Origin of the sequence: Streptomyces sp. NPDC048288, assembly GCF_043201555.1 — a bacterium.
Lineage (GTDB): Bacteria > Actinomycetota > Actinomycetes > Streptomycetales > Streptomycetaceae > Streptomyces.
The window spans coordinates 310100-330955 of the sequence record NZ_JBICZD010000005.1 but is presented as its reverse complement, the minus strand read 5'-3'; the positions used below and the strand labels follow the sequence as shown (position 1 = coordinate 330955).

Below are 20856 nucleotides of genomic sequence, written 5' to 3'. Positions count from 1 at the left end.
CTCAGCCCTGGTGGCCGCGGAGGGCGGCCAGCGCCCGGTCGGCGTGGGTGTTCATCCGCAGCTCGCTGCGGACGACCTCCAGGACGGTGCGGTCCTGGGCGATCACGAAGGTGGCCCGCTTGGTGGGGGCGAGCGAGAAGCCGCGCTTGACGCCGAACAGCTCCCGTACGGCGCCGTCGGGGTCGGAGAGCAGCGGCATGCCGAGGGTGTGCTTCCCGGAGAACTCCTGCTGGCGTTCCACGCTGTCCCCGCTGATTCCGACCGGCTGTGCGCCGGCGGCCGCGAACTCGCTCGCCAGGTCCCGGAAGTGGCAGGCCTCGGCGGTGCAGCCCGCCGACAGGGCGGCCGGGTAGAAGAACAGCACCACCGGCCCGTCGGCCAGCAGCTCCGTGAGCGTCCGGGTCGTACCGGTCTCGTCCGCCAGCGCGAAGTCCTCGACCTTGCTTCCGACCTCGACGGTTCCCGCCATCTATCGGCCCTCCTCGTTGCGTGCGACACCGCGCGCCCACAGCACCAGGGGGATCTGGAGCGGCAGGCGGGCGAGGGCCGCGGTCCTGAGCGGCTCGGGCCGCTGCTGCCAGTCGACGGCCATCTGCACATTGGCCGGGAAGACGCCGACGAAGAAGGCGGCGGCCGCCTTGGCCGCCGCCCTGCGGGTGCGCGGCAGGGCGATCCCCGCCGCCAGCGCCAGTTCCACGGCCCCGCTCCCGTACGTCCACGCCCTGGGCGCCCCGGGGAGCGCCTTGGGGATCGTGGCGTCGAAGGACTTCGGCGCCACGAAGTGGGCGACCCCGGCGGTGGCCAGCAGCCCCGCCAGGAGCAGGGGTGAACGTTCGGACCGGGACACGAAGCCTCCTCAGACGACCTGCCGCCGGATATTACCCGGCGGTACCGCCCCGGTCCGCGTCGGGCCCTACTCCAGGTAGTAGGTGGCGTCCCGCTGGTCCAGCGTGGTGCCGGGCGTCTGGACGTGGAGCAGGTTGTTGTAGTGCCGTATGTACCGGCCCGGGTAGTTGTACGACTCCAGGGAGACCCCGGCCGGGTCGGCGAGGCCGGAGCGCTGGTAGAAGGAGGCGTCGCTGTCGAAGGCGGTGGTGCCGTCGTCCTTCTCGACCCACACCTCGAAGTTCTTGTGGCGCAGGTAGTAGCCGGGGTAGTTCGCCGACTCCAGGGAGACCGTGCCGGTGCCGGCGAGTCCGGTGACGATCCGGAACTGGGAGTCGGCGAGGTTGGTGACGTTCGCCTCGATCCTCGCGCGGAAGTCGTAGTGGCGGATGTAGCGGTCCGGGTAGTTGTACGAGGACAGGCGGACCGGGGAGACGCCGTCGGCGACCGGGATGCCGAAGTCGGGGGTGCCGTCGGCGTTCCAGTAGGCCTTCTGCAGGCGGGTGCGGCGGTTGGGGTCGTTCAGCGGGTCGCCGGTGATGTCCTTGTAACTGCGGTCGTGGTAGACGAGGATGTCGGACTTTCCGTCCTCGGAGACGGTGAACGAGTTGTGCCCGGGCCCGTACTGCGAGGTCGAGGCGTTGGTCTTGAAGACGGGCGTCTGGCTCTTGGTCCAGGAGGCGGTGTCCAGCAGGTCGCCGGAGGCGGACGCGGTGAGCATGCCGAGGCAGTAGTTGGCGTCGGTGGCGCTGGCGGAGTAGGTCAGGAAGACCTTGCCGCCGTGCTGGATGACGGCCGGGCCCTCGTTGACCTTGTAGCCGATCGTCTCCCAGGAGAGCGTGGGCTGGGAGATCTCCACCGGGGTGCCGCTGATGGTCCAGGGGTTGGCCATCCTGGCGATGAACAGGCTGGTGTTGTTGTCCTCGGCGGGGTTGTGCTGCGCCCAGGCCAGGTAGCGCACGCCGTTCACGACGAAGGTGGTCGCGTCCAGCGAGAAGCTCTCCCAGGTGGTGGTGATCTGGCCCTTCTCGGTCCAGGTCCCGGTGAGCGGGTTGGCGGCGTCGGTCTCCAGGACGTACATCCGGATCGCCCAGACGTCACTCGTCGAGCCCGCGGCGAAGTACACGTACCACTTGCCGTCGATGTAGTGGATCTCCGGTGCCCAGATGTGGGCGCCCATGACTCCGCTGGCGTGCTTGGTCCAGATGGTGGTCTCCGGGGCGGTGGAAAGGCCCTGGAGGGTGGTGGCCCGGCGCAGCACGATGCGGTCGTACTCGGGGACGGTGGCGGTGAAGTAGTAGTAGCCGTCGGTGTGCTTGTAGATGTGCGGGTCGGCCCGCTGTTCGGCGATCGGGTTGGTGAAGGTCACGGCGGGAGAGGTGGGGACGGCCGCGTGCGCGGGGGTGACGGTCAGGACGAGGGCGAGGGCGGCGAGGACGGCGGTCAGCGTCCGGCCGACGATACGTCTCACGGTGCGGGTGGTTCCTCTCGGTGGCGGCGGGTGCGGGTCAGGTGGTGGGCGTGAGGCGCCACTGCTGGCAGGTGTTGTTCAGCCAGGTCCACTGGCGTACGTCGGCGCCGTCGGCGGTGCCGCAGTCGGCGACGTCGGCGACCTTGCCGCTGTTGGCGTTCGCGATCCGGACGTAGTCGCCGCCGGTGTAGATCAGCCGGAACTTCTGGCAGGTGTTGTCGAGCCAGGACCACTGGCGCAGGTCGGCGCCGTCGGCGGTGGAGCAGTCGGCGGTGTCCAGGACCTTGCCGGTGGCCACGTTGACGAGCCGGCTGGTGTCGTTGCCCTGGTCCTCGACGCGCCACTTCTGGTTGCTGCCGCCGTTGCAGGTCCACTGGAAGACGTTGGTGCCGTCGGCGGTGTTGCCGCCCGCCACGTCGAGGCACTTGCCGCTGTTGCGGTTGACCAGGGTGTAGGCGGTAGGGGTTGCCGCGGTCTCCCCGGACGGTCCGGCGAGGGTCGTCCCGGTGGCGACGGGTGTGCCGAGGTTCGGGGTTCCGTCGGCGTTCCAGGTGAACTTCTGCGCGCGGGTCGTCCGGGCGTTGCCGCAGCCGCCGCTCGCCGAGCTGTTGGCGTGGTAGACGATCCAGTTCTCCGTGCCGTCCGGCGAACTGAAGAAGCCGTTGTGGCCGGGGCCGTACACGCCGCCCGCGTCATTGCGCTGGAAGACCGGGGACGCCGACTTGGTCCAGGAAGCCGGGTTCAGCGGGTCGGTGCCGGTGAGTTCCAGCAGGCCGAGCTTGTAGTCGGCGGTCTGGCAGTAGCTCGCGGAGAAGGTGAGGAACGTCCTGCCGTCGTGGTAGAGCGGTTCGGGGCCCTCGTTGACGGCGGCGCCGGAGGTCTCCCAGCTGAGCGTGGGCTGCGAGATCAGGGTGAAGGCGGAACTGCTCACCGTGTACGGGTTGCTCATCGGCGCGATCACCAGGCTCTGCGCGCTGCCGCCGACGAAGCCGCTGCCGACGAGGTAGAGCTTGCCGCCGTACTCCAGGACGCTCGGGTCGATGAGCCAGCCGCCCGGGGTGAGATTGGAGCCGGTGAGCTGGTTCTTGTAGGTGTACGGGCCCATGGGATCGGTGCCCGCGCTCTCCAGCACGTAGGTCCGCTGGGTGTCGCAGCAGGCGGCGCCGGACTGGCCGGCCACGTAGTACAGGTACCAGTGGCCGTCGAAGTAGTGGAACTCCGGCGCCCACATGTTGGCGTTGCGTCCGGCGGTGGTGTCGGACCACACCTGGACACTGGGCGCGGTCGCCAGGCCCGCGAGCGTGGGCGACCTGCGCATCAGCAGTTCGTTCGTGAACGTCGTGCTGATCAGGTAGTAGTTGCCGTTGTAGTACTCCAGCCAGGGGTCGGCGCCCTTCTGCGCCTTGACCGGGTTGGTGAACGGGCGGCCGTCGGCCGCCGCTGCGGGCTGTGTGGTCACGAAGGACCCGAGTACGGCGAGCAGCGCCGCGACGAGCACGAGCCAGGGGCGGGTGCGGAGCACGGTGAGTCCCTTCCGGCGGCCAGTTCGTTCGGAATGCCGAACGACGTACGGAACTTCGACCAGAAGGTAAGGGGGTGGCAATGACACGTCAATGGGTTGGACGTGTCGAGTTGGGTTTCAAGAGGCGTACGGGGGTGGTGCGTTGACCGCCCTAGCCGGCGTCGCTCCCGTCGACGTACAGGCAGAAGGGGTGGCCCGCCGGGTCGAGCAGCACGCGCACATCGGCCTGCGGCTGGTGGCCGGCCTCGCGCGCGCCGAGTTCGACGGCGTGCGCGACGGCGGCCCCCAGGTCCGTCACCTCGAAGTCGAGGTGCATGGTCATCCGTTGAGCCCCCGCCCGCGCGGGCCAGACGGGCGGGACGTACCCCTCGGAGAGCTGGAAGGCCAGGTAGGCGACGCCTTCCGGCGGGGCGACGGCCGCCCCGTCAGGCTCCTCCTTCACGATCTCCCAGCCCAGCAGATCGGCGTAGAAGCGCGCCAAAGCCTGCGGGTCGGGGGCTTCGAGCACGACGCCCCACCAGTCGTGCCGGGACATTCGGGGAACACCGGGCTGACCCTCGGACCGTCCGCGCATGCCGGAAACCTACACGGTCCCGGCCGGACGCACCGTCTCTCCGGACTCCTGGCCGGGCTCGTCCTCGACCGCGTACGCCAGGAAGTCGTCGACCATGCGATGGAAGAGCACGGCCAGCTGCCGCAGCTCCTCCGGCTTCCAGTTGCCCAGCGCGAGCTGCATTCCGCGCGCCCCGGCGTCCCGGACGCGGTCGACGGCGTCCCGGCCGGCGTCGGTGAGCTCGATCCGCTGGGCCCGGCGGTCGTCCGGATCGGGGACACGGGTGACATAGCCGGACTTCTGGAGCTGCTGTACCGTCCGCGTCACGTGGGACGCCTCGACACCGAGGCGCTGCGCCAGCTCCCCCGGGCGCAGCGGCTCGGAGTCGGCGACCTGGCGCAGCAGGGCGACCGCGGCGCGGTCCAGCGGGACGCCGGCGAGGGCCATCAGCCGCTCGTGCTGCCGGGCCCTGGTGCTCAGATAGGTGATACGGGTCAGGGCGCGCTCGATCTCGACCACCTCCGGGGTGGCGGCGGGGACGGCTGGAAGCGGTTCTGTGGACATACCAGCCAGTTTACCATATCGTTGCGTAACTCAAGTAAGTTACTGCGTGCGTTTACGCAGAGTACTGCGTGACGCGCAGCGTTCACCGATCGGAGCCGTATGTCCCTCCTGGCCCGTCCATCGGTCGCCGCCCTCGGCGCGAAGACCCTGCAGCGGCTCACCCTCCTGGCGAGCAGGCGCCTGAGCGGCCCGGGCTCCGACGCCGCCTCGCACGCCCGGTTCCCCGAGTACCCGCGCCGGGTCCGCGAGCTGACCGTCCCGACGTCCGTCGCCCCGGCCCGCGCCACGGTCTACCTCCCGGCGGCCGAGGTGACCGCTCCCCCGGTGCACGTCAACTTCCACGGCGGAGGTTACGTCATGTCGCTCACGGAGCTCGACGACCCCCTCTGCCGGTTCCTGGCGGCCGAGGCCGGGGTGGCGGTGGTGAACGTGGACTACGTCGTGGCCCCGCAGCACCCCTTCCCGGCCCCGCCCCGCCAGGCCTACGAGGTGGTCCGCTGGGTCGCCGAGCACGCGGCCGAGCAGGGCTGGGACGGCTCCCGGCCGACCGTGGGCGGGCAGAGCGCGGGGGGCGGGCTCGCCGCGGCGGTGGCCCGGCAGGCGTGGGAGGAGGGCGGCCCCTCGATCGCGCTGCAGGTGCTGCACTATCCGCCGCTGGACCTGGTGACGAGCGCGGCGGACAAGCGGGCGGCCATCGCCAGGCCGATGCTGCGGCCGTGGATGGCGGAGGTGTTCGACACGGCGTATGTGCCGGAGCCGAAGCGGCGGGCCGACCCGCTGGTCTCTCCGGCGCACCCCTCGGACACGGCCGATCTGACCGGGATCGCCCCGGCGGTGGTGATCACCGCGGAGTACGACCTGTTGCGGGCGGAGGGTGAGCGGTATGCCTCACGGCTGGGGGCGGTGGGGGCGTTGGCGGAGCATCACGAGGTGGGTGGGGTGGATCACGGGTACGACGGCAAGGACGATGCGAAGGCGCGGGAGGTGTATGCGCTGATCGCGCGTCATCTGCGGGCGGTTCGGGAGAAGGGCGCCTGAGAACTCGGGGAGTGCGGGGGTGCCGGCGGCTGACGGTGAGCTGTGGCTGGTCGCGCAGTTCCCCGCGCCCCTTTGGGGCGCGGACGAACCGTTGCTTATGAAGCTAGGCTTCGAGACTCGGCACAGTGACGCCCAACTTGTCGGCTCGCTCGGTGAGTTCGCGCCAGACCTTCGGTGCCACCGGGATCCCCTTCTCGCCCCGTTCCGCAGCCTTCGCCGCGCTGCGCTCGCCCGGGTAGAAGACGCCGGCCGCGCCCTCGGCGGGCGGGAGGGACTTGAGCGTGGTGAGGGTGTCGTCGACCGCGGCGAGGAAGGCGGTCGGGTCGCCGAAGGCCGCCGGGTCGAGGGCGATGAGGAGGGCGTTCTGGCGGTGGGCGCGGTCGCCGGTGTGGAAGGAGGCGAAGATCGGGGCGCCGACCAGGACGCTGGTGAGGAGTTCGAAGGCCAGGGACATGCCGGAGCCCTTCGCGCCGCCCAGGGGCAGGGGCATGACGGCCTGTTCGGGGTCGGTCGTCGGGGTGCCGTCGGCGGTCGCGGCGGCGCCCTCGGGCAGCGGCGTGCCGCTCGCCTTGGCCTGGCGGATCTTGCCGAGGGCGATGGTGGCGGTGGCCATGTCCAGCAGCAGCGGGGCGTGTTCACGGGCCGGTACGGCGATGGCGAGCGGGCTGGTGGCGACGGCGGCGCCCTGGACGCCGGTGTAGCCCATGTTGGGCATGCCGGCCACGAACCCGATTCCGACCAGGCCCTGTTCGGCGATCCGGGAGACGTAGTAGCCGATGGCGCCGGTGTGGACCGTACGGCGGACGCCCACCGAGGCGATGCCGGTGTCGCGGGCCCGTCGTACCGCCTCGTCGGCGGCGGCGGTCAGGGCGACCGGGCCGGGGGCGCGGTCGGCGTCGAGGACGGCGGCGGCCGGGGCCGTGGATTCGACGGTCAGGTGCGGGTCGGCGTTGGCGACGCCCTTGGCGAGCAGGTCCAGGTACGCGGGGACCCGCGCGGTGCCGTGCGAGTCGACGCCGCGCTGGGCGGCCCAGACGAACACGTCGGCGGTGGTGCGGGCGTGCTCGGCGCTCAGGCCGCCCTTCTCCAGGAGGGCGGCGGAGAAGGCGCGCAGGTCGTCGGCGGGCACCAGGGTCTTGGTGGGGGTGTCGGACATGGTGGCGGGTCTCCTGGGCTAGCGGGTGACGAGGACGTCGACGACGGCGGTGGTGCCCTCGGAGACGGCCTTGAGAGCACGTTGGAGGGCGGGCGCGAGGTCGTTCGCGGTGTCGACGGTCTCGGTGTGCATGCCGAAGGGCTCGGCGAAGTCCGCGAGCCGGGGCAGCCGGTGCAGGTCGGTGCCCAGCCACTCGCCGGTCTCGGCGGCGGCGCCGTCGGGGTAGAAGCGGCGGTGGTTGAGATTCATCGACTTGTAGACACGGTTGTTGAACACCACGACCAGCAGCGGCAGGTCGTACGCCTTGGAGGCGTCGTACGACGGGATCACCGGGTTGTAGGTGAAGGCGCCGTCGCCGATGGTGAGGACCACCGGGCGTTCCCGCGCGGCGAGTTTGACGCCGAGGGCGACCGCGATGCCCTGGCCGAGTCCGCCCTGGACGTAGAAGTAGGAGTCGGGGTCGGCGGTGCGCAGATGGCGTTTGACGACGCGGCTGTGGGTGATGGTCTCGTCGACGACGATCCCGTTCCGGCCGTCGAGGAGCTTGCGCAGCGTGGCGGCGACCAGCACCGGGTCCACGCCCGTCCTGCCGGGCTCCTCGCAGGCCTTGACCTCGGCCATGGCGAGCGCGCCTGTCTCCTCGGAGTACCGGGTGTGCTGGGCCGCCCGGCGCTCGGCGACGGCCGTCTCGTCGAGGTCCCGCGCCCGCTTGGTCAGCTGGCGCAGCGTGTTCGCGGTGTTGCCCTCCAGGTAGGTGTCGGCGAACAGCACCTGGTAGACGACGTGCGGGCGCTGCGGCACCTCGTCGATGACGACGATCTTCGCCTTCGAGGGGCGGCGGGAGGGCGGGTAGAAGGGCGCCCGGCAGTTCACCAGGAGGATGAGGTCGGCCGTGTCCATCCACGGCCCGATGTCGCTGCCGGCGTGCAGCGGGTGGGTGCGCGGGAAGTTGCCGCACACCGCCGAGTCCGGCTCGACGACCGGGATGTTCCAGGCCTCGGCGAAGGCCACCAGGGCCTCGAAGCCGCCCGCTTCCCGTCCCGCCGTCTCGGTGACGATCACAGGGTTGACCGCCTCGCGGATCAACTGGGCGACGGGGTCGACCTCTTCGGGCGAGCTGTGGGTGGAGCCCGGCGCCACGACCGGCTTGGCCTCGCGGCCGTCCCACTCCTCCAGGAGGATCTCCAGGGGGATGTTCAGGTACGCCGGCCCGGCGGGCGCACGCCAGGCCAGTTCCGCCGCCCGGGTGACCATGGTCGGCAGCGTGTGCACGCTGGCGGCCTCGGTCGACCACTTGGTGAACGGCTGGGCGACGCCGTGCGGGCCGCCCACGATCGACAGGTTGCGGTACCACTGGCCGCCCGGGTCGTGGCCGGGGGCGTCGCCGTAGGTCGTCGACTCCGAGGAGGCGACCACCATGGGCACGCCGGCCAGCAGCGCGCCGTGCACGGCCATCGAGCCCTGGAGGAGGCCCGGGGCGGCGTGCAGGAGCACGCCCTGCGGGCGGCGCCTGACCAGCCCGTAGCCGGTGGCCATGCCGACGGCGACCGTCTCGTGGGTCAGGTCGAGGTACCGCGGTGCGGGGGCGCCGTCGCGGTGGCGGCGGGCCAGCGCCTCCCACACCGGGGCCCACTCGGACCCCGAGGAGCAGAAGAGGTAGTCGGCGCCCACGGCGTTGAAGGCGGAGACGAGGGCGTCCCCGCCGTCGGTTCCTGGGGTGTTGGTCATGAGCGGTGCTTCCTCAGCCCTCGATCGGCCAGTTCAGGACCTCGGAGATACCGCGGCCCAGGATCCATTCAAGCTCCTCGGGCGTGAAGTCCCAGTGCTTGGTGAACTGCTCGATCGTGTCGGTGTAGGTGATGCCGTGGCCTAGCAGCCGGGTGATGTCGGTGCCGTAGAAGCAGCGCTGCGGGCCCATCTTGTCGACCATCTCGCGCACGTACTTCTGGATGTTGTTGTTCGGGAAGGGCTGCGTGGAGTAGCCCGGCAGCGCCGACACCTTGACGTAGATGTTCGGGTGGACGGCCAGGTCCGCGGTCTCCTGGACCCAGTAGCCGATCGCGTCGTCGACGCAGCGGGCCATGATGCCCATGTGGTCGATGATGATCTTCAGCTCGGGGTGCTTGGCGGCGATCTCACCCAGCTCACGCTTCCAGATCGGCGCGTGGACCATGGTCGGAATCCGGAGTTCCTCGGCGAGCGGCCAGTACCAGTCGTTGGTGCCGTCGATCATCCAGTTGCGGTCCTGCGGCCGGTGGAAGGTGAGCCGGGTGCCCTTCACATGGGGGTTCTGCGCGAAGTCCTTGAGCATGGCCGTGCCCTCTTCGGGCTTGTTCTGCGGGATGCGGGCCATGATCCCGAACCGGTCCGGGTGGGCCTCGCAGGCCTCCAGGGCGTAGTCGATGCGGTCGCCCTCCCAGGACGGCGGCAGGATCAGCGCCCGGTTCACGCCGGCCTCGTCCATCAGCTCCAGGGCCTCCTCGTAGGAGAAGGGGTCCTCGCGGTGGCCGTTGAGCCGGATCCGCTCACGGGCGCCGGGCACCCAGGGGCGGTCCGGGGTCTCTTCCTTCCAGATGTGGATCTGCGTGTCGACGACGAACATGGCGCGAACTCTCTTTCTCGGTGGGGATCTTGGGGTGGTGCGGAAGGAACGCTAGGCGTCCGGTGCGCTCTTGCGGAGATCCCGGAGCGCAAGCTGTTGTTGCGCGGAAGCGCCCTGTTCACAGCGGCCTTTCAGGCCCCGGAGCGGGTACCCCGGGAGCCGTCGAAGACGGCGGCGGCGATGTGTTCGGCGATCGCCATGGAGGCGGTGGCGGCCGGCGAGGGCGCGTTGCGTACGGCCGTGATCCGGCCGACCTGATGGATACGGAAGTCGTCGACGAGCGTGCCGTCGCGGTCCAGCGCCTGCGCCCGTACGCCCGCTCCGCCGCGCACGACGTCACGGACGCCGACCTCCGGGACGTAGCGCCCGGCGTCCTTCATGAAGGCGGCGGTGGAGAAGGACCCGCGGTACTCCCTGATGCCGGTGCGCCAGTGCCGGGCGGCCATCCGCCAGGTACCCGGGTAGGCGGCGAGGGCCAGCAGGTCCCGGGGGGAGACGCGGCTGCGCCGGTACCCCTCCTTGGCGAGGGCGAGGACGGCGTTGGGGCCGACCTCCACCGAGCCGTCGACACGCGGGGTGAAGTGCACGCCGAGGAAGGGGTAACGGGGGTCGGGCACCGGGTACACGAGCCCGCGCACCAGATGCCTCTTGTCGGGCTTCAGCAGCATGTACTCGCCGCGGAACGGGATGATCCGGGGCTCCTGCTTGTCCTGGGCGAGTCCGGCCACGGTGTCGGACTGGAGGCCGGCGCAGAGGATCAGCCGGTCCACGCGCACGCGGTCCTGGCCGGAGGCGACCTCGATGCCGCCGGGCACGGTGGTGACGGACGTGACCGGGAAGCCGAGCCGTACCTCACCGCCCCCGTCGACGACGTCCTGGGCGAAGGCGCGGGCGACCGCCGGATAGTCGGTGATCGCGGTGCGCGGGGAGTGCAGGGCGGCGACCCCGCCGGCGTGGGGTTCGATCTCCCGGATCTCCTCGCGGGAGACCTTCCGCAGCTCCGGCACATGGTTGTTCTTCGCCCGGGTGTACAGGTTCTCCATCCGGCCGAGTTCGTCCGCGCGCACCGCCACGACCAGCTTGCCGATCTCGTCGTACGGCAGCCGCCGGTCCTGGCAGTACTCGCGCAGCAGGGACACACCGCGTACGCACAGGTCGGCCTTGAGGCTGCCCGGGGTGTAGTAGATGCCCGCGTGGACCACGCCGGAGTTGTGGCCGGTCTGGTGCCGGGAGACCTCCTGCTCCTTCTCGAACACCACGACCCGGGTGCCGGGTCGGCGCAGGGCGATCTCGCGGGCCGTGGCCAGGCCCACGATCCCGGCGCCGACCACGCCGATCGTCTCGTCAGCCATCGGCCCGCTCCGGGGCACCGATGTGGACGGCCACCGTCTTGACCCGCGTGGAGAACCTCAGGACCTCCTCGCCCTGCTCCTTGTAGGCCGTACCGGAGTCGTGGAAGCCGCCGAACGGGAGGTGGACGTCCCACCCGGTGGTCGTCGTGTTGACCGCGACCTGCCCGCACTCGGCCTCGTCGGCGAAGCGGTACGCGGAGCCGAGGTCGCGGGTGAACACGGCGGCGGCGAGGCCGAAGGCGGAGTCGTTGACCGCCTCGACGGCCGCGTCGAAGCCGTCGACCGCGCGGACGGCGAGGACCGGCCCGAAGACCTCCTCCCGCCAGACGGCCATGTCGGGCGTGACATCGGCGAGGACGGTGGGCCGCACGTAGCAACCGTGCGGCCGCTCGGGGTCCGTGTCGCCGCCCGTGAGCACGGTCGCGCCCTGCTCGACCGCCCTGGTGAGGTCGGCGAGGACGCTGTCGCGCTGCTTCGGGCTGGACAGCGGGCACAGGGTCGTCGCCGGGTCGTCGCCCGGCCCGACCGTCAGCGCCCGTACCTCCGCGACCAGCAGCGCGACGAACTCGTCGTACACCGGCCGCTCGACGATCACCCGGCTGGTGGCCGTGCAGCGCTGTCCGGCCTGCCCGAAGGAGGCGGCGACGACGGCCCGGGCGGCGGCCGGCAGGTCGGCGTCGCGCAGCACCACGGACGCGTTCTTGCCGCCGAGTTCGCCCTGGAAGCGGACGTTGCGGTCGGCGAGACGGCGGCGGATGCGGTTGCCGACGGCGTTGGAGCCGGTGAAGGTGATGCCGGTGATCCGGGGGTCGTCGAGGAGCGCCTCCTCGATCTCGGCGGTCCGGCCCGTGACCACGTTCAGCACCCCGGGCGGCAGGCCCGCGTCGTGCAGGGCGCGGGCGAAGTGCAGCCCCGACAACGGTGTCTCGCCGGCCGGCTTGAACACGGCCGCGTTGCCGGTGGCGAGCAGCGGGGCGAGCTTGCGGGCGGGGGTGATCAACGGGTCGTTCCAGGGGCTGATCACCAGGATCACGCCGATCGGCTCGCGCTGGGTGTGCGTACGGTGGTTCGGGCGTACGTCGTGCAGGAGGGTTCCGTAGCCCTGGCGGGCCAGACCCGCGTAGTACTCCAGGAAGTCGGCGGCCTTGAGGGTCTCGCCGGTCGCCTCCGCGACGGTCTTGCCGTTCTCGGCGGTGACGTCGGCGGCGATCTCCTCGACCCGTTCCCGGATCAGCCGGGCCGCCTCGGTGAAGACCCGGGCCCGCTCGAAGGGGCTGGTGCGCTTCCAGACGGCGAAACCGCGCTCGGCGTGGTCGTAGGCCCGGGTGACGTCCTTGGCGGAGAGCGCGGGGACGCGGGCGAAGGGGGTGCGGACGTCGGCGGGGTCGTGGACGTCGATCCATTCACCGGTCGTCACCCACTCCCCGCCCGACAGGGTTTCCAGGGTGCGCATGGAGATCACTTCCTTCGTCGTCCGCGGTGCCGCCCGTACGGGGCCGGATGCGACAACACACCATGTGGGAGGGGGTCCACCAGCCCCGTGGGGGCAGGCATTGATTGCGCCGTGCGCGCCTCGGCGGCCGGGTGATCCATGCTGGAATCGGCGGGTCCGACACGTCCTGAGGAGAGATCGCATGGCATACGCAGTCGTCGCCCAGTACCGCTGCGCACCGGCCGACGCGGACGCGGTGCGTGCCGCGCTGCTGAAGGCGCAGGCCGCTTCCCGTGCCGAGCCCGCGAACCTGATGTACGAGGTGCACGCGGTGGAGGGGGAACCGGGTGGGTTCCTGCTCTATGAGCGGTACGTCGATCGGGAGGGGTTCGAGGCGCACAAGGCGGCTGACCACTTCAAGGAGGTTGTGGTGGGGGTGGTGTGGCCGTTGCTTGTGGAGCGCACGGTGACGTTCGCGGAGGTGCTTTAGCGTCGGCCGTCTCAGAGGCGCGGATGGAGTGTGGTTCTCGCGCAGTTCCCCGCGCCCCTTCAGGGGCGCGGGGAACTGCGCGACCGGCCACGACGGGCCCGCAGTCAGAACTCGTTGCCCCAGACGTACCGGGCGACGGTCTCGACCAGTACGAGCTTCTTGCGCTGGTCCTCGGCTCCCAGGAGCGGGCGGCTCGCCACGTCCGCGAAGCCCCTCGACGGGGACACCGCGCCGTCCTCCAGGTCCTTGAACTCGCCGGCCGCGTCGATGCGGGACATGACGGTGTCGACGTCCTCCAGGTCGGGCACCGTCGCGTCGGCGACGCCGAGGCAGAAGTCGCGTTCGTCGGGCAGGGCCCTGAGGAGGTCCAGTTCCGCCGGTGTGCCCTGGTCGAAGGGCAGGATCCAGCGGTCGGCGGCGATGGCGTCGTAGAGGTGCTCGGCGCGGGTGCGGTCCAGGTCGGCCGGGGCGGTCCAGCCGGGGGCCACGGCGATCCGGACGCCCTCGGGGCGCTCGTCCAGGCGTACCGCCAGGGCGTCGACGGCGAGGGCGTCCGCGAAGGACAGGGCACCGGGGTCGGCCGGGCTCGACCCCAACTGGCCGAGCAGCAGGGGGTTGTTGAGCTGGATCAGGCGGACGCCCCGCGAGACCAGCAGCTGGATCTCCGCCCGGACGATCTCCGCGAGGGCCTCGCCCAGTTCGCGGGCCGAGGAGACGCCGAGGCCCGGCTGGAAGGTGGTGGCCGCGAGGTAGGCCGGGGAGGGCAGGGCGGCCTTCGGGGCGATCACCGTCAGATCGGCGAGCCGGGCGGCCCGGTCGGCGAGCAGCGGGCCGTTGGCCTTGGGCAGCGACTCGGCGACCCAGCGGACCAGGCCGTCGGGGCCCGTGTCGTCGGTGCGGCGGAAGCCCGACACGGTGTCGAGGACGGCGCCGCGGAAGTCCTCGCGGGGGAAGTCGCCGTCGGTGACGACGGTGGAGCGCAGCTTGCGCTGGTAGGCGACGGCCTCCCGGACCGCCGCGTCGACGGCCTCCGGGTCGGCGGTGGACAGGCCGGGCGGCCGGACCAGGCTGCCGTGGTGGTCGATGCGGTAGTTGAAGGTGTCCGCCATGGTGTCAGTCCTTTCCGCCGGAACCGGTGACGCCCCACGCGGCGAACTCCAGTTCGTAGCCGAGGTCCTTGAGGACGTCCTCGGCGATCCGCTGGTCCTCGTCCGCGGTGCCGCCGGCGATGCCGAGGCCGCCGATGATCTCGCCGTCCTTCTTGATGGTGACGCTGCCCTCGGCGGCCATGATCGGGAGGGCGGCGCCGGGGAGCTGGGAGAGCTGGGCGAAGAAGACGGGCTGGCTCTCCTGCCACTTCTTCAGCATGGGGCCGGGGCGCTGCATGACGGCCGCGGTGTAGGCCTTGGCGCGGGCGATGTCGGGGGTGAGCGGGCGGGCGCCGTCGGGGCGGCGGATGGCGATCGGGAAGCCGCCGGCGTCCACGACGGCGACGCTCACCGACTTCCCGATCTCCTGGGCGCGCTCGTGGGCGGCGCCGATGATCTCCTCGGCGGCGGCCAGGGTGAGGCTGGTCATGCTGCTTCCTTCGGTGCGGTGAGGGTGCGGCGGAGCCGGGCGACGGCCGCGTTGTACTTGTCGGGCGCCTCCCAGTACATGGAGTGCGGGGCGTCCGGGACGATCTCCAGGTGGGAGCCGGGCAGCAGTTCGTGGGCGCGGGTCACGGTCTTCACGCTGAGGACCGCGTCCTTCTCGCCCGCGAGGAAGGCGACCTTGACGCCGGAGGCTCCGATCTCCGCCAGGGAGGGGCCGTTGGTGTCGAGGTTGCGCAGGTCCTGCATCCTGGCCACGTTGAAGGTGCCCATCTGCTGGAAGAGGAAGGTGAGGTCGGCCCGCTCCCGCTGGAACGGTCCGGTGAGCAGCCGGTCGATCACGGGCAGCTTCACGGCCTCCGCCCGGTCGGCGGCGGCGAGTTCCTTCAGCTCGGGGTGGCTGATGCCGCCGAGGGAGTGGCCGAGGACGACGGAGGAGACGCGTTCGGGGCGGAGCAGGCCGGCGCGCAGGGCGGCGACGGAGCCGATGGACTGGCCGACGAGCATGGCGTCGGTGATGTCCTCCTGGTCGAGGACGGCGACGACGTCGCCGGGGAAGTCCTGGCCGTCGAACTCGTCCATGGAGGAGTCGGACTTGCCGAAGCCGCGCAGGTCCACGGTGAGGACGGTGAACTCGTCGCGCAGCGCGGCCACCTGCTGCCACCAGGCGGCGTGGTGTCCGCCGCTGCCGTGCACGAACAGGATCGCCGGGCCGCTGCCGTGGCGCTCGTAGTAGATGGCGGTGCCGTCGGAGTCGGCGAGAGGCATAGGGTGAACTCCCGTACTGAAGCGCTTAGTTGGGGCGGCGGCCGTGGTACACGAGCTCGATCATGGTGTGGTCGGGGTCGTGGATGTAGCAGAACTTGGACTGGTTCTCGGGGCGTTCGATCGGCCGGGTGTGCCGGATGCCGAGCTCCGTGAGGTGGGCGAGGAACTCGTCCCAGTCGTCGACCTCGACGGCGAAGTGGTAGGGCGCCATGCGCTCCATCTCCTCGACCGGGGTGAAGTGCAGGTCGAAGTTGCCCCGGGTCATCAGCACCACGCGGGTGTTGGACTTGGGCTGGATCCGCTTCATCCCGAAGACCTTGGTGTACCAGGCCGCGGTGCGATCGGGGTCGGTGGTGGGGAAGTTGACGTGGTGGATGTAGCGGGGTTCCGCGCTCATGAGTGGTTCCCTTCCAGGTGTACGGGGTTGGACAGCACGCCGATGCCGCTGATCTCGACCTCGACGGTGTCGCCGGGTTCGAGCTGGCAGGTGGATTCGGCGCCCATCCAGAGCACGTCACCGGGGTGAAGGGTGATGTGCCTGGTGATCTCGACGATGTGGTCGAACGGGTCGAAGACCATGTCCCCGGTCGGGAACGCGGCGCGGACCTCGCCGTTGACGCGCAGGGTGGTGGTCTGCGCGAGCGCGTCCACATCGGTCTCGATCCAGGGGCCCATCGGCTTGAAGGTGTCGCTGTTCTTGCTGCGCCAGAAGGTGCGGTCCTGGTGCTGCCAGGTGCGGGCGCTGATGTCGTTGCCGATGGTCCAGCCGAACACCGCCTCGCGTGCCTGCTCGTGGTCGGCGTGCCGGAGCGTGCGGCCGATGACGGCGACGAGTTCGGGTTCGGCCTCGAAGCGTCCGGTCACCTCGGCGGGCCGGACGATCGGCGAACCGTGCCCGGTCAGCGCGTTGTTGGCCCGGTAGCCGACCTCGGGGCGCTCGGGGGTCGGGGCGCCGGCGTGCTCGATGTGCCGGGGGTAGTTGTAGCCGACGGCGTAGAAGACGCCGGGTACGACGGGCGGCAGCCAGCCGGCGTCGGTCACGGGGACCGTGCCGAGGACGTCGAATCCGCCCTCCAGCGGCGAGCCGGAGAGCAGTTCGACGTCCTTCTTCCCCACCCGCCCCCAGACCGGCCGGCCGTCGATGGCCACCCGTGCGAACCTCATGGCGTCAGCAGGTGGGAGACGCGCTTGGTGACCAGGTAGGCGTCCAGCGCCTCCGGCCCGCCCTCCCGGCCGTACCCGCTGTCCTTCACCCCGCCCGACGGGGCTTCGTGCACCGAGCCGCCGCAGTGGTTGAGGGAGAGGATGCCGGCCTCCAGCCCGTCGGAGAGCTTCTCGGCGGTGGCGGCCGACTCGGTGAAGCCGTAGGCGGCCAGCCCGTAGGGCAGTGAGTTGGCGGTGGCCAGGGCCTCGTCGAGGTCGCGGAAGGGCACGATCGGCGCCAGCGGCCCGAACGGCTCCTCGGACATCAGGTCCGCGTCGGCCGGTACGTCGGTGAGGACGGTCGGCGCGAAGAAGTAGCCGGGGCGGTCGAGCCGTTCGCCGCCGGTGCGGACCGTGGCGCCCTTGGCCACCGCGTCCGCGGTGAGCCGCTCGATCGACCGCAGCCGGCGCTCGTTGGCGAGCGGTCCCATGGTGGTGCCCCGGGTCAGGCCGTCGCCGGTGACGACCGCCTCGGCGGCCTTCACGAACTCGGCGGTGAAGTCGTCGGCCAGGGACTCGTGGACGAGGAAGCGGCTGGGCGAGGTGCAGACCTGGCCGGCGTTGAAGAACTTGGCCTGGGCGGCGCGCCGGGCGGCCTGTCCGGGGTCGGCGTCGGCGCAGACGATGACGGGGGCGTGGCCGCCCAGCTCCATCAGGGACGGTTTCATGACCTTGCCCGCCTCGGCGGCGAGGAGCTTGCCGACGGGCACCGAGCCGGTGAAGGCGATCATGCGGGTGACCGGGGAGGCGATGAGGTGGGCCGAGATCTCGGCGGGTTCGCCGAAGACCAGGTTGAGCACGCCCGCGGGCAGTCCCGCGTCCGCGTAGCACTCCACCAGGGCGGCGGCCGTCGCCGGGGTCTCCTCGGAGGCCTTGATGATCAGCGAGCAGCCCGCCGACAGGGCCGAGGAGATCTTGCGGTTGGGGCCGCCGACCGGGAAGTTCCAGGGCACGAAGGCGGCGACCGGGCCGATGGGTTCGCGGCGGACGGTGAGGACCGTGCCGGGCGCGGACGGGACGATCCGGCCGTACGCGCGGCGGGCGTCCTCGGCGTGCCAGCGCAGGGTCTCGGCGGTGCGCCTGGCCTCGCCGGTGGACTCGGCGAGGGTCTTGCCCTGTTCCAGGGTCATCACCCGGCCGATCTCGGCGGCGCGGTCGGCGATGAGGTCGGCGGCGCGGTCGAGGATCGCGGAGCGCCGGGCGATCGGGGTCGCCCGCCACACCCGGAACCCCTCGGCGGCGGCTTCGAGGGCGCGGTCGAGGTCGGCCGGGGTGGCGAGGGGGACCTCGCCGATCGTCTCCTCCGTGGCGGGGTTGACGACGGGGGCGGTCCGTCCGGAGCCGCCCGGGCACCACTCGCCCGCTATGTACATGCGGACGGCGGGATAGCCGTGGTCGGTGGTCATGAAGGGGTGCCCTCTCAGATTCAGGAGGCGGTGGGGGCTTCCTGGTCGCGGTTGGTGCGCAGGGCCCAGATGTGGTGCGGCGGGGTCGTCTCGTGGACCCGGGTGCCGTAGGTCGCGTCGGCCCGGTCCATGTCGGCGGCGTACTCGACGCGGCCGCCGCACGGGGCGTGCAGGAAGCGGAAGACGTTGGAGCCGATGGTGTGCCGGCCGAGCCTGCGGGCCTCCCGCCAGCCGTGCTCGATCATGAAGTTGCCGCCCTCGATGACGTCGTCGAAGCCGGGGACCTCGTAGGCGATGTGGTTGATCCCCGCCCTGTCGGGGCGGTGGCAGAGCAGCATGGTGTGCTGGTCGTCGTCGCCGGGGGCCTGCAGGAAGACGCCCATGGGCTCGACCACGTCGGTCGGGCGGAAGCCGAGCCGGTCGACGTAGAAGCCGACGGCCGCCTCGCGCCCCTCCTGGGGGATGTTCAGGGCGACATGGCACATGCGCAGCGGGCGGACCCGGGTGATCGGCTCCAGGGCGGTGTTCCAGCGGTTGACATGGCCGAGCGCGTTGGCCGGGCGGGGCTCGACCGGGGCGGGCCTGGGGCGGGCCAGGGTCAGGCCGACCCCGAAGCCGGTCTCGTCGACGGTGTGGTGGACGCCGTCGGCGCTCTCGCGGACCTCGCGGTCCCGGCCCGCGGACGTGACCAGCCGTTCCAGTTCCTCCGGTGTGTCGACGCCCCAGACGACCTCGCGCAGCGTGGGCCCGTCCTCGACGGGGGCCGGCAGCAGCGGGCCCGGCAGGGTGTCGAGGTGGAGGGTCTGGCCGGTGCGGGTCTCGAACACGGCGTGCTCGTCGGTCAGCTCCAGCTGGTACAGCCCGAAGTCGTCGAAGAACCGGGCGCATACGGCAAGGTCGTCGATGCCGTAGGTGACCGATTCGATTCTCTGGATTCCCATGGATTCCTCGTTTCCGGGTCGCCCCGCGAGCGTAGATTTCGGCGCGCGAGGGCCTCAATGCCCTGAGCTCTACGGAATGCGCAAGCGTTTCTTGCGGCCCCGGCTATGCGCGGATCGCGGGAATCGGGTTCTGCGCGAACCACTCGGCGAGGAAGTCCAGGAACACGCTGACCTTGCGCGGGGTGTCCTGCCCGGGACCGTAGATCGCGTAGAGCGGGCGGTCCGGTACGGCGAGGTCGGGCAGCAGCACCTGCAGGGCGCCGGAGACGAGGTCGTCGTAGACCGGGCGCTGGGGCAGCAGGGCGATGCCCCGGCCGTGCACCGCCGCCTTCTGCAGGGCGATGTAGGAGTTGGACGAGAAGGCGATGTTGCGGATCTTGTGGAGGGTGCTGGCGTGCCCGTGGCCGATCCGCCACACCGGGTCGTTGACGTGCACCAGGCAGTCGTGGGCCGCGAGGTCGTTCGGGTGGGCGAGCGCGCCGCACCGCTCGATGTACTCCTCGGCGGCGCACAGCACGAACGGCAGCGAGGCGATCTTCTTCAGCCGGACGCTGGAGTCGCGCAGATCGCGGGTGTGGAACGCGACGTCGAATCCGCTGTCCAGGAAATCGTAGGTGCGGTCGGACATTCCGCCGAGTTCGAACCGGACCTGGATTCTGGGGTGCGCCGCCGAGAAGGCCGCTATCGCGTCGCCGAGGTCGAGGCTGCCTATCCACTTCGGGCAGATGACACTGAGGGTGCCCTCGGGCCGGTCGTGGAGCTGGGCGATGCCGGCGTCCTCGGCCTCGATCTCGTCGAGGATGCGCGCGGCGAACTCCGCGTAGCGCCGGCCGGGCTCGGTCAGGCTCACGGAGCGGGCGGTGCGGTTGACCAGGCGGACGCCGATCTGCCGCTCCAGTTCCGCCACGTGGCGCGAGACCAGGGAGCCGGACGAGCCGAGTTTCTTGGCGGCTCCGCTGAAACTGCCGACCTGGGCGACGGTGACGAAGCTGTGCATGAGGAGCAAGCGGTCCATTTTTCCTCCGAAGGCGCGCGTGCGGCTCGCGCCGGTCACCCACACAAATCGAATGTCGGCAATCTTGTCAACGTCTCTTCGCTTAAAAGATCAGCCGCGTTTCTCATGGTCAGGCCGGGGATCAGGCCCCGTCCGGGGTGATACGGCCGTAGCCGCGGATGTCCGGGAACGGCGGCTCCCGGTCGGCCTGGAGGTCCACCTGGAAGGTGTTGAGGCACATGCCGAGCATGGTGAAGTTGCCGAGCGCGCCGATGGTGTCGACCAGCCCCTTGGGGCCGAAGTGCTCCAGGGCGCGGGCGAAGGTCGCGTCGGTGACGAAGTGGTCCTCCAGGATCTCCCGGCAGAACCGGTAGAAGGCCTGGTCGGCCTCGTCGTCGAAGACCGCCTCGCGCTTCTCGGCGATGGCCTGGACGGCGGCCTCGGGGATGCCGGCCTCGATCGCCTGGTGGACGTGGGCGTTCCAGGAGTACTGGGCGTCCCAGTTGCGGGCCGCCATCAGGAGGGTCAGTTCGCGCAGGTGCTTGGGGAGGCTGCAGTCGAACCGGGCGAAGGCGCCGAGGGACTCCGCCCGTTCGCACATCTCCGGGCTGTGCAGCCAGACCCGGAACGGGCCGCGGACCGCGCCGCGCCGCCCGGCGATCCGGGCGGCGAGCTCCTGCTGCCGCGGGTCCATCGCGTCTTCGCTGAGAATGGGGAGCCTCATGGGGCCGGTACCTGCCTTTTCTCTCCGGCGGCCTGGGATGCCGGTGACGGTACCGCCGGTTCCGGCCGCCGCACCCACCTCGGAGCGCAAGGTAAAACTGCACGCCAGGGGGCACCCACGGGCCCGATCACGACCTAGCCTCGGTCGGCGTACCACCTCGCAG

General features: G+C 71.1%; 22 protein-coding genes. 2 read left to right on the top strand and 20 right to left on the bottom strand.

Annotation, left to right across the window (positions count from 1 at the left end):
- Position 1: 1 nt before the first annotated feature.
- From ACGFZS_RS20260 to ACGFZS_RS20235, 6 genes are all read right to left on the bottom strand, one after another.
- Entirely contained in the window at positions 2 to 469 is a 468-nt protein-coding gene (locus tag ACGFZS_RS20260) for a peroxiredoxin (protein ID WP_359223433.1), read from the bottom strand.
- Positions 470 to 847, bottom strand: a complete 378-nt coding sequence (locus ACGFZS_RS20255; RefSeq protein WP_393547746.1) for a DoxX family protein — start codon at positions 845 to 847, stop codon at positions 470 to 472.
- Between the two features lie 66 nt (positions 848 to 913).
- Positions 914 to 2356 (bottom strand): family 43 glycosylhydrolase, encoded by a 1443-nt coding sequence (locus ACGFZS_RS20250; RefSeq protein WP_393796253.1) that lies wholly within the window; start codon positions 2354 to 2356, stop codon positions 914 to 916.
- A gap of 37 nt (positions 2357 to 2393) precedes the next feature.
- Positions 2394 to 3878 carry a family 43 glycosylhydrolase gene (locus ACGFZS_RS20245; protein ID WP_393796252.1) on the bottom strand — a complete coding sequence of 495 codons (1485 nt, stop codon included), beginning with the start codon at positions 3876 to 3878 and terminating at the stop codon, positions 2394 to 2396.
- A gap of 151 nt (positions 3879 to 4029) precedes the next feature.
- Positions 4030 to 4452, bottom strand: a complete 423-nt coding sequence (locus ACGFZS_RS20240) for a VOC family protein (protein WP_393796251.1) — start codon at positions 4450 to 4452, stop codon at positions 4030 to 4032.
- A 9-nt stretch (positions 4453 to 4461) separates the two neighbouring features.
- A complete protein-coding gene (locus ACGFZS_RS20235) occupies positions 4462 to 4995 on the bottom strand; it encodes a MarR family winged helix-turn-helix transcriptional regulator (protein ID WP_393796250.1) in 534 nt (177 codons plus the stop codon).
- Between the two features lie 99 nt (positions 4996 to 5094).
- On the opposite strand from ACGFZS_RS20235, the gene ACGFZS_RS20230 reads away from it, so the two are divergent.
- Entirely contained in the window at positions 5095 to 6033 is a 939-nt protein-coding gene (locus ACGFZS_RS20230) for an alpha/beta hydrolase fold domain-containing protein (protein WP_393796249.1), read from the top strand.
- Between the two features lie 103 nt (positions 6034 to 6136).
- Here ACGFZS_RS20230 and ACGFZS_RS20225 read toward each other — a convergent pair whose 3' ends face one another.
- From ACGFZS_RS20225 to ACGFZS_RS20205, 5 genes are all read right to left on the bottom strand, one after another.
- Positions 6137 to 7189, bottom strand: coding sequence for an Ldh family oxidoreductase (locus ACGFZS_RS20225; RefSeq protein ID WP_393796248.1), 1053 nt, complete (start codon positions 7187 to 7189; stop codon positions 6137 to 6139).
- 18 nt (positions 7190 to 7207) lie between these two features.
- On the bottom strand, positions 7208 to 8917 hold the full coding sequence (locus ACGFZS_RS20220; protein ID WP_393796247.1) for a thiamine pyrophosphate-dependent enzyme: 1710 nt from the start codon (positions 8915 to 8917) through the stop codon (positions 7208 to 7210).
- A 13-nt stretch (positions 8918 to 8930) separates the two neighbouring features.
- Positions 8931 to 9791: an amidohydrolase family protein gene (locus ACGFZS_RS20215; RefSeq protein ID WP_355723464.1), complete on the bottom strand. Its 861-nt coding sequence runs from the start codon at positions 9789 to 9791 to the stop codon at positions 8931 to 8933.
- Positions 9792 to 9922: 131 nt separating this feature from the next.
- A complete protein-coding gene (gene lhgO / locus ACGFZS_RS20210) occupies positions 9923 to 11143 on the bottom strand; it encodes an L-2-hydroxyglutarate oxidase (protein ID WP_393796246.1) in 1221 nt (406 codons plus the stop codon).
- Entirely contained in the window at positions 11136 to 12596 is a 1461-nt protein-coding gene (locus ACGFZS_RS20205) for an aldehyde dehydrogenase family protein (RefSeq protein WP_393796245.1), read from the bottom strand. The genes lhgO and ACGFZS_RS20205 overlap by 8 nt, the downstream gene beginning before the upstream one ends.
- 181 nt (positions 12597 to 12777) lie before the next feature.
- On the opposite strand from ACGFZS_RS20205, the gene ACGFZS_RS20200 reads away from it, so the two are divergent.
- On the top strand, positions 12778 to 13065 hold the full coding sequence (locus ACGFZS_RS20200; RefSeq protein WP_393796244.1) for a putative quinol monooxygenase: 288 nt from the start codon (positions 12778 to 12780) through the stop codon (positions 13063 to 13065).
- A 104-nt stretch (positions 13066 to 13169) separates the two neighbouring features.
- On the opposite strand, the gene ACGFZS_RS20195 is transcribed toward ACGFZS_RS20200, so the two are convergent.
- The 9 genes from ACGFZS_RS20195 to ACGFZS_RS20155 form a co-directional block, all read right to left on the bottom strand.
- Positions 13170 to 14174: a methionine synthase II (cobalamin-independent)-like protein gene (locus ACGFZS_RS20195; RefSeq protein ID WP_393796243.1), complete on the bottom strand. Its 1005-nt coding sequence runs from the start codon at positions 14172 to 14174 to the stop codon at positions 13170 to 13172.
- Between the two features lie 4 nt (positions 14175 to 14178).
- Entirely contained in the window at positions 14179 to 14643 is a 465-nt protein-coding gene (locus tag ACGFZS_RS20190) for a heme-binding protein (RefSeq protein ID WP_393796242.1), read from the bottom strand.
- Complete coding sequence (locus tag ACGFZS_RS20185; protein WP_393796241.1) at positions 14640 to 15425, bottom strand: alpha/beta fold hydrolase; 786 nt, start codon at positions 15423 to 15425, stop codon at positions 14640 to 14642. The genes ACGFZS_RS20190 and ACGFZS_RS20185 overlap by 4 nt, the downstream gene beginning before the upstream one ends.
- 25 nt (positions 15426 to 15450) lie before the next feature.
- The gene (locus tag ACGFZS_RS20180) at positions 15451 to 15822 is read right to left on the bottom strand and encodes a VOC family protein (RefSeq protein ID WP_393796240.1); all 372 of its coding nucleotides are present in this window, start codon (positions 15820 to 15822) and stop codon (positions 15451 to 15453) included.
- Positions 15819 to 16589: a fumarylacetoacetate hydrolase family protein gene (locus ACGFZS_RS20175; RefSeq protein WP_393796239.1), complete on the bottom strand. Its 771-nt coding sequence runs from the start codon at positions 16587 to 16589 to the stop codon at positions 15819 to 15821. Before ACGFZS_RS20175 ends, ACGFZS_RS20180 begins: the two co-directional genes overlap by 4 nt.
- A complete protein-coding gene (locus tag ACGFZS_RS20170) occupies positions 16586 to 18034 on the bottom strand; it encodes an NAD-dependent succinate-semialdehyde dehydrogenase (protein ID WP_393796238.1) in 1449 nt (482 codons plus the stop codon). Before ACGFZS_RS20170 ends, ACGFZS_RS20175 begins: the two co-directional genes overlap by 4 nt.
- A gap of 20 nt (positions 18035 to 18054) precedes the next feature.
- Positions 18055 to 18975: a VOC family protein gene (locus ACGFZS_RS20165; protein WP_393796237.1), complete on the bottom strand. Its 921-nt coding sequence runs from the start codon at positions 18973 to 18975 to the stop codon at positions 18055 to 18057.
- Positions 18976 to 19078: 103 nt separating this feature from the next.
- The gene (locus tag ACGFZS_RS20160) at positions 19079 to 19990 is read right to left on the bottom strand and encodes a LysR family transcriptional regulator (RefSeq protein ID WP_365681998.1); all 912 of its coding nucleotides are present in this window, start codon (positions 19988 to 19990) and stop codon (positions 19079 to 19081) included.
- Between the two features lie 121 nt (positions 19991 to 20111).
- Positions 20112 to 20663, bottom strand: coding sequence for a carboxymuconolactone decarboxylase family protein (locus ACGFZS_RS20155; protein WP_355723529.1), 552 nt, complete (start codon positions 20661 to 20663; stop codon positions 20112 to 20114).
- Between the last annotated feature and the right edge of the window lie 193 nt (positions 20664 to 20856).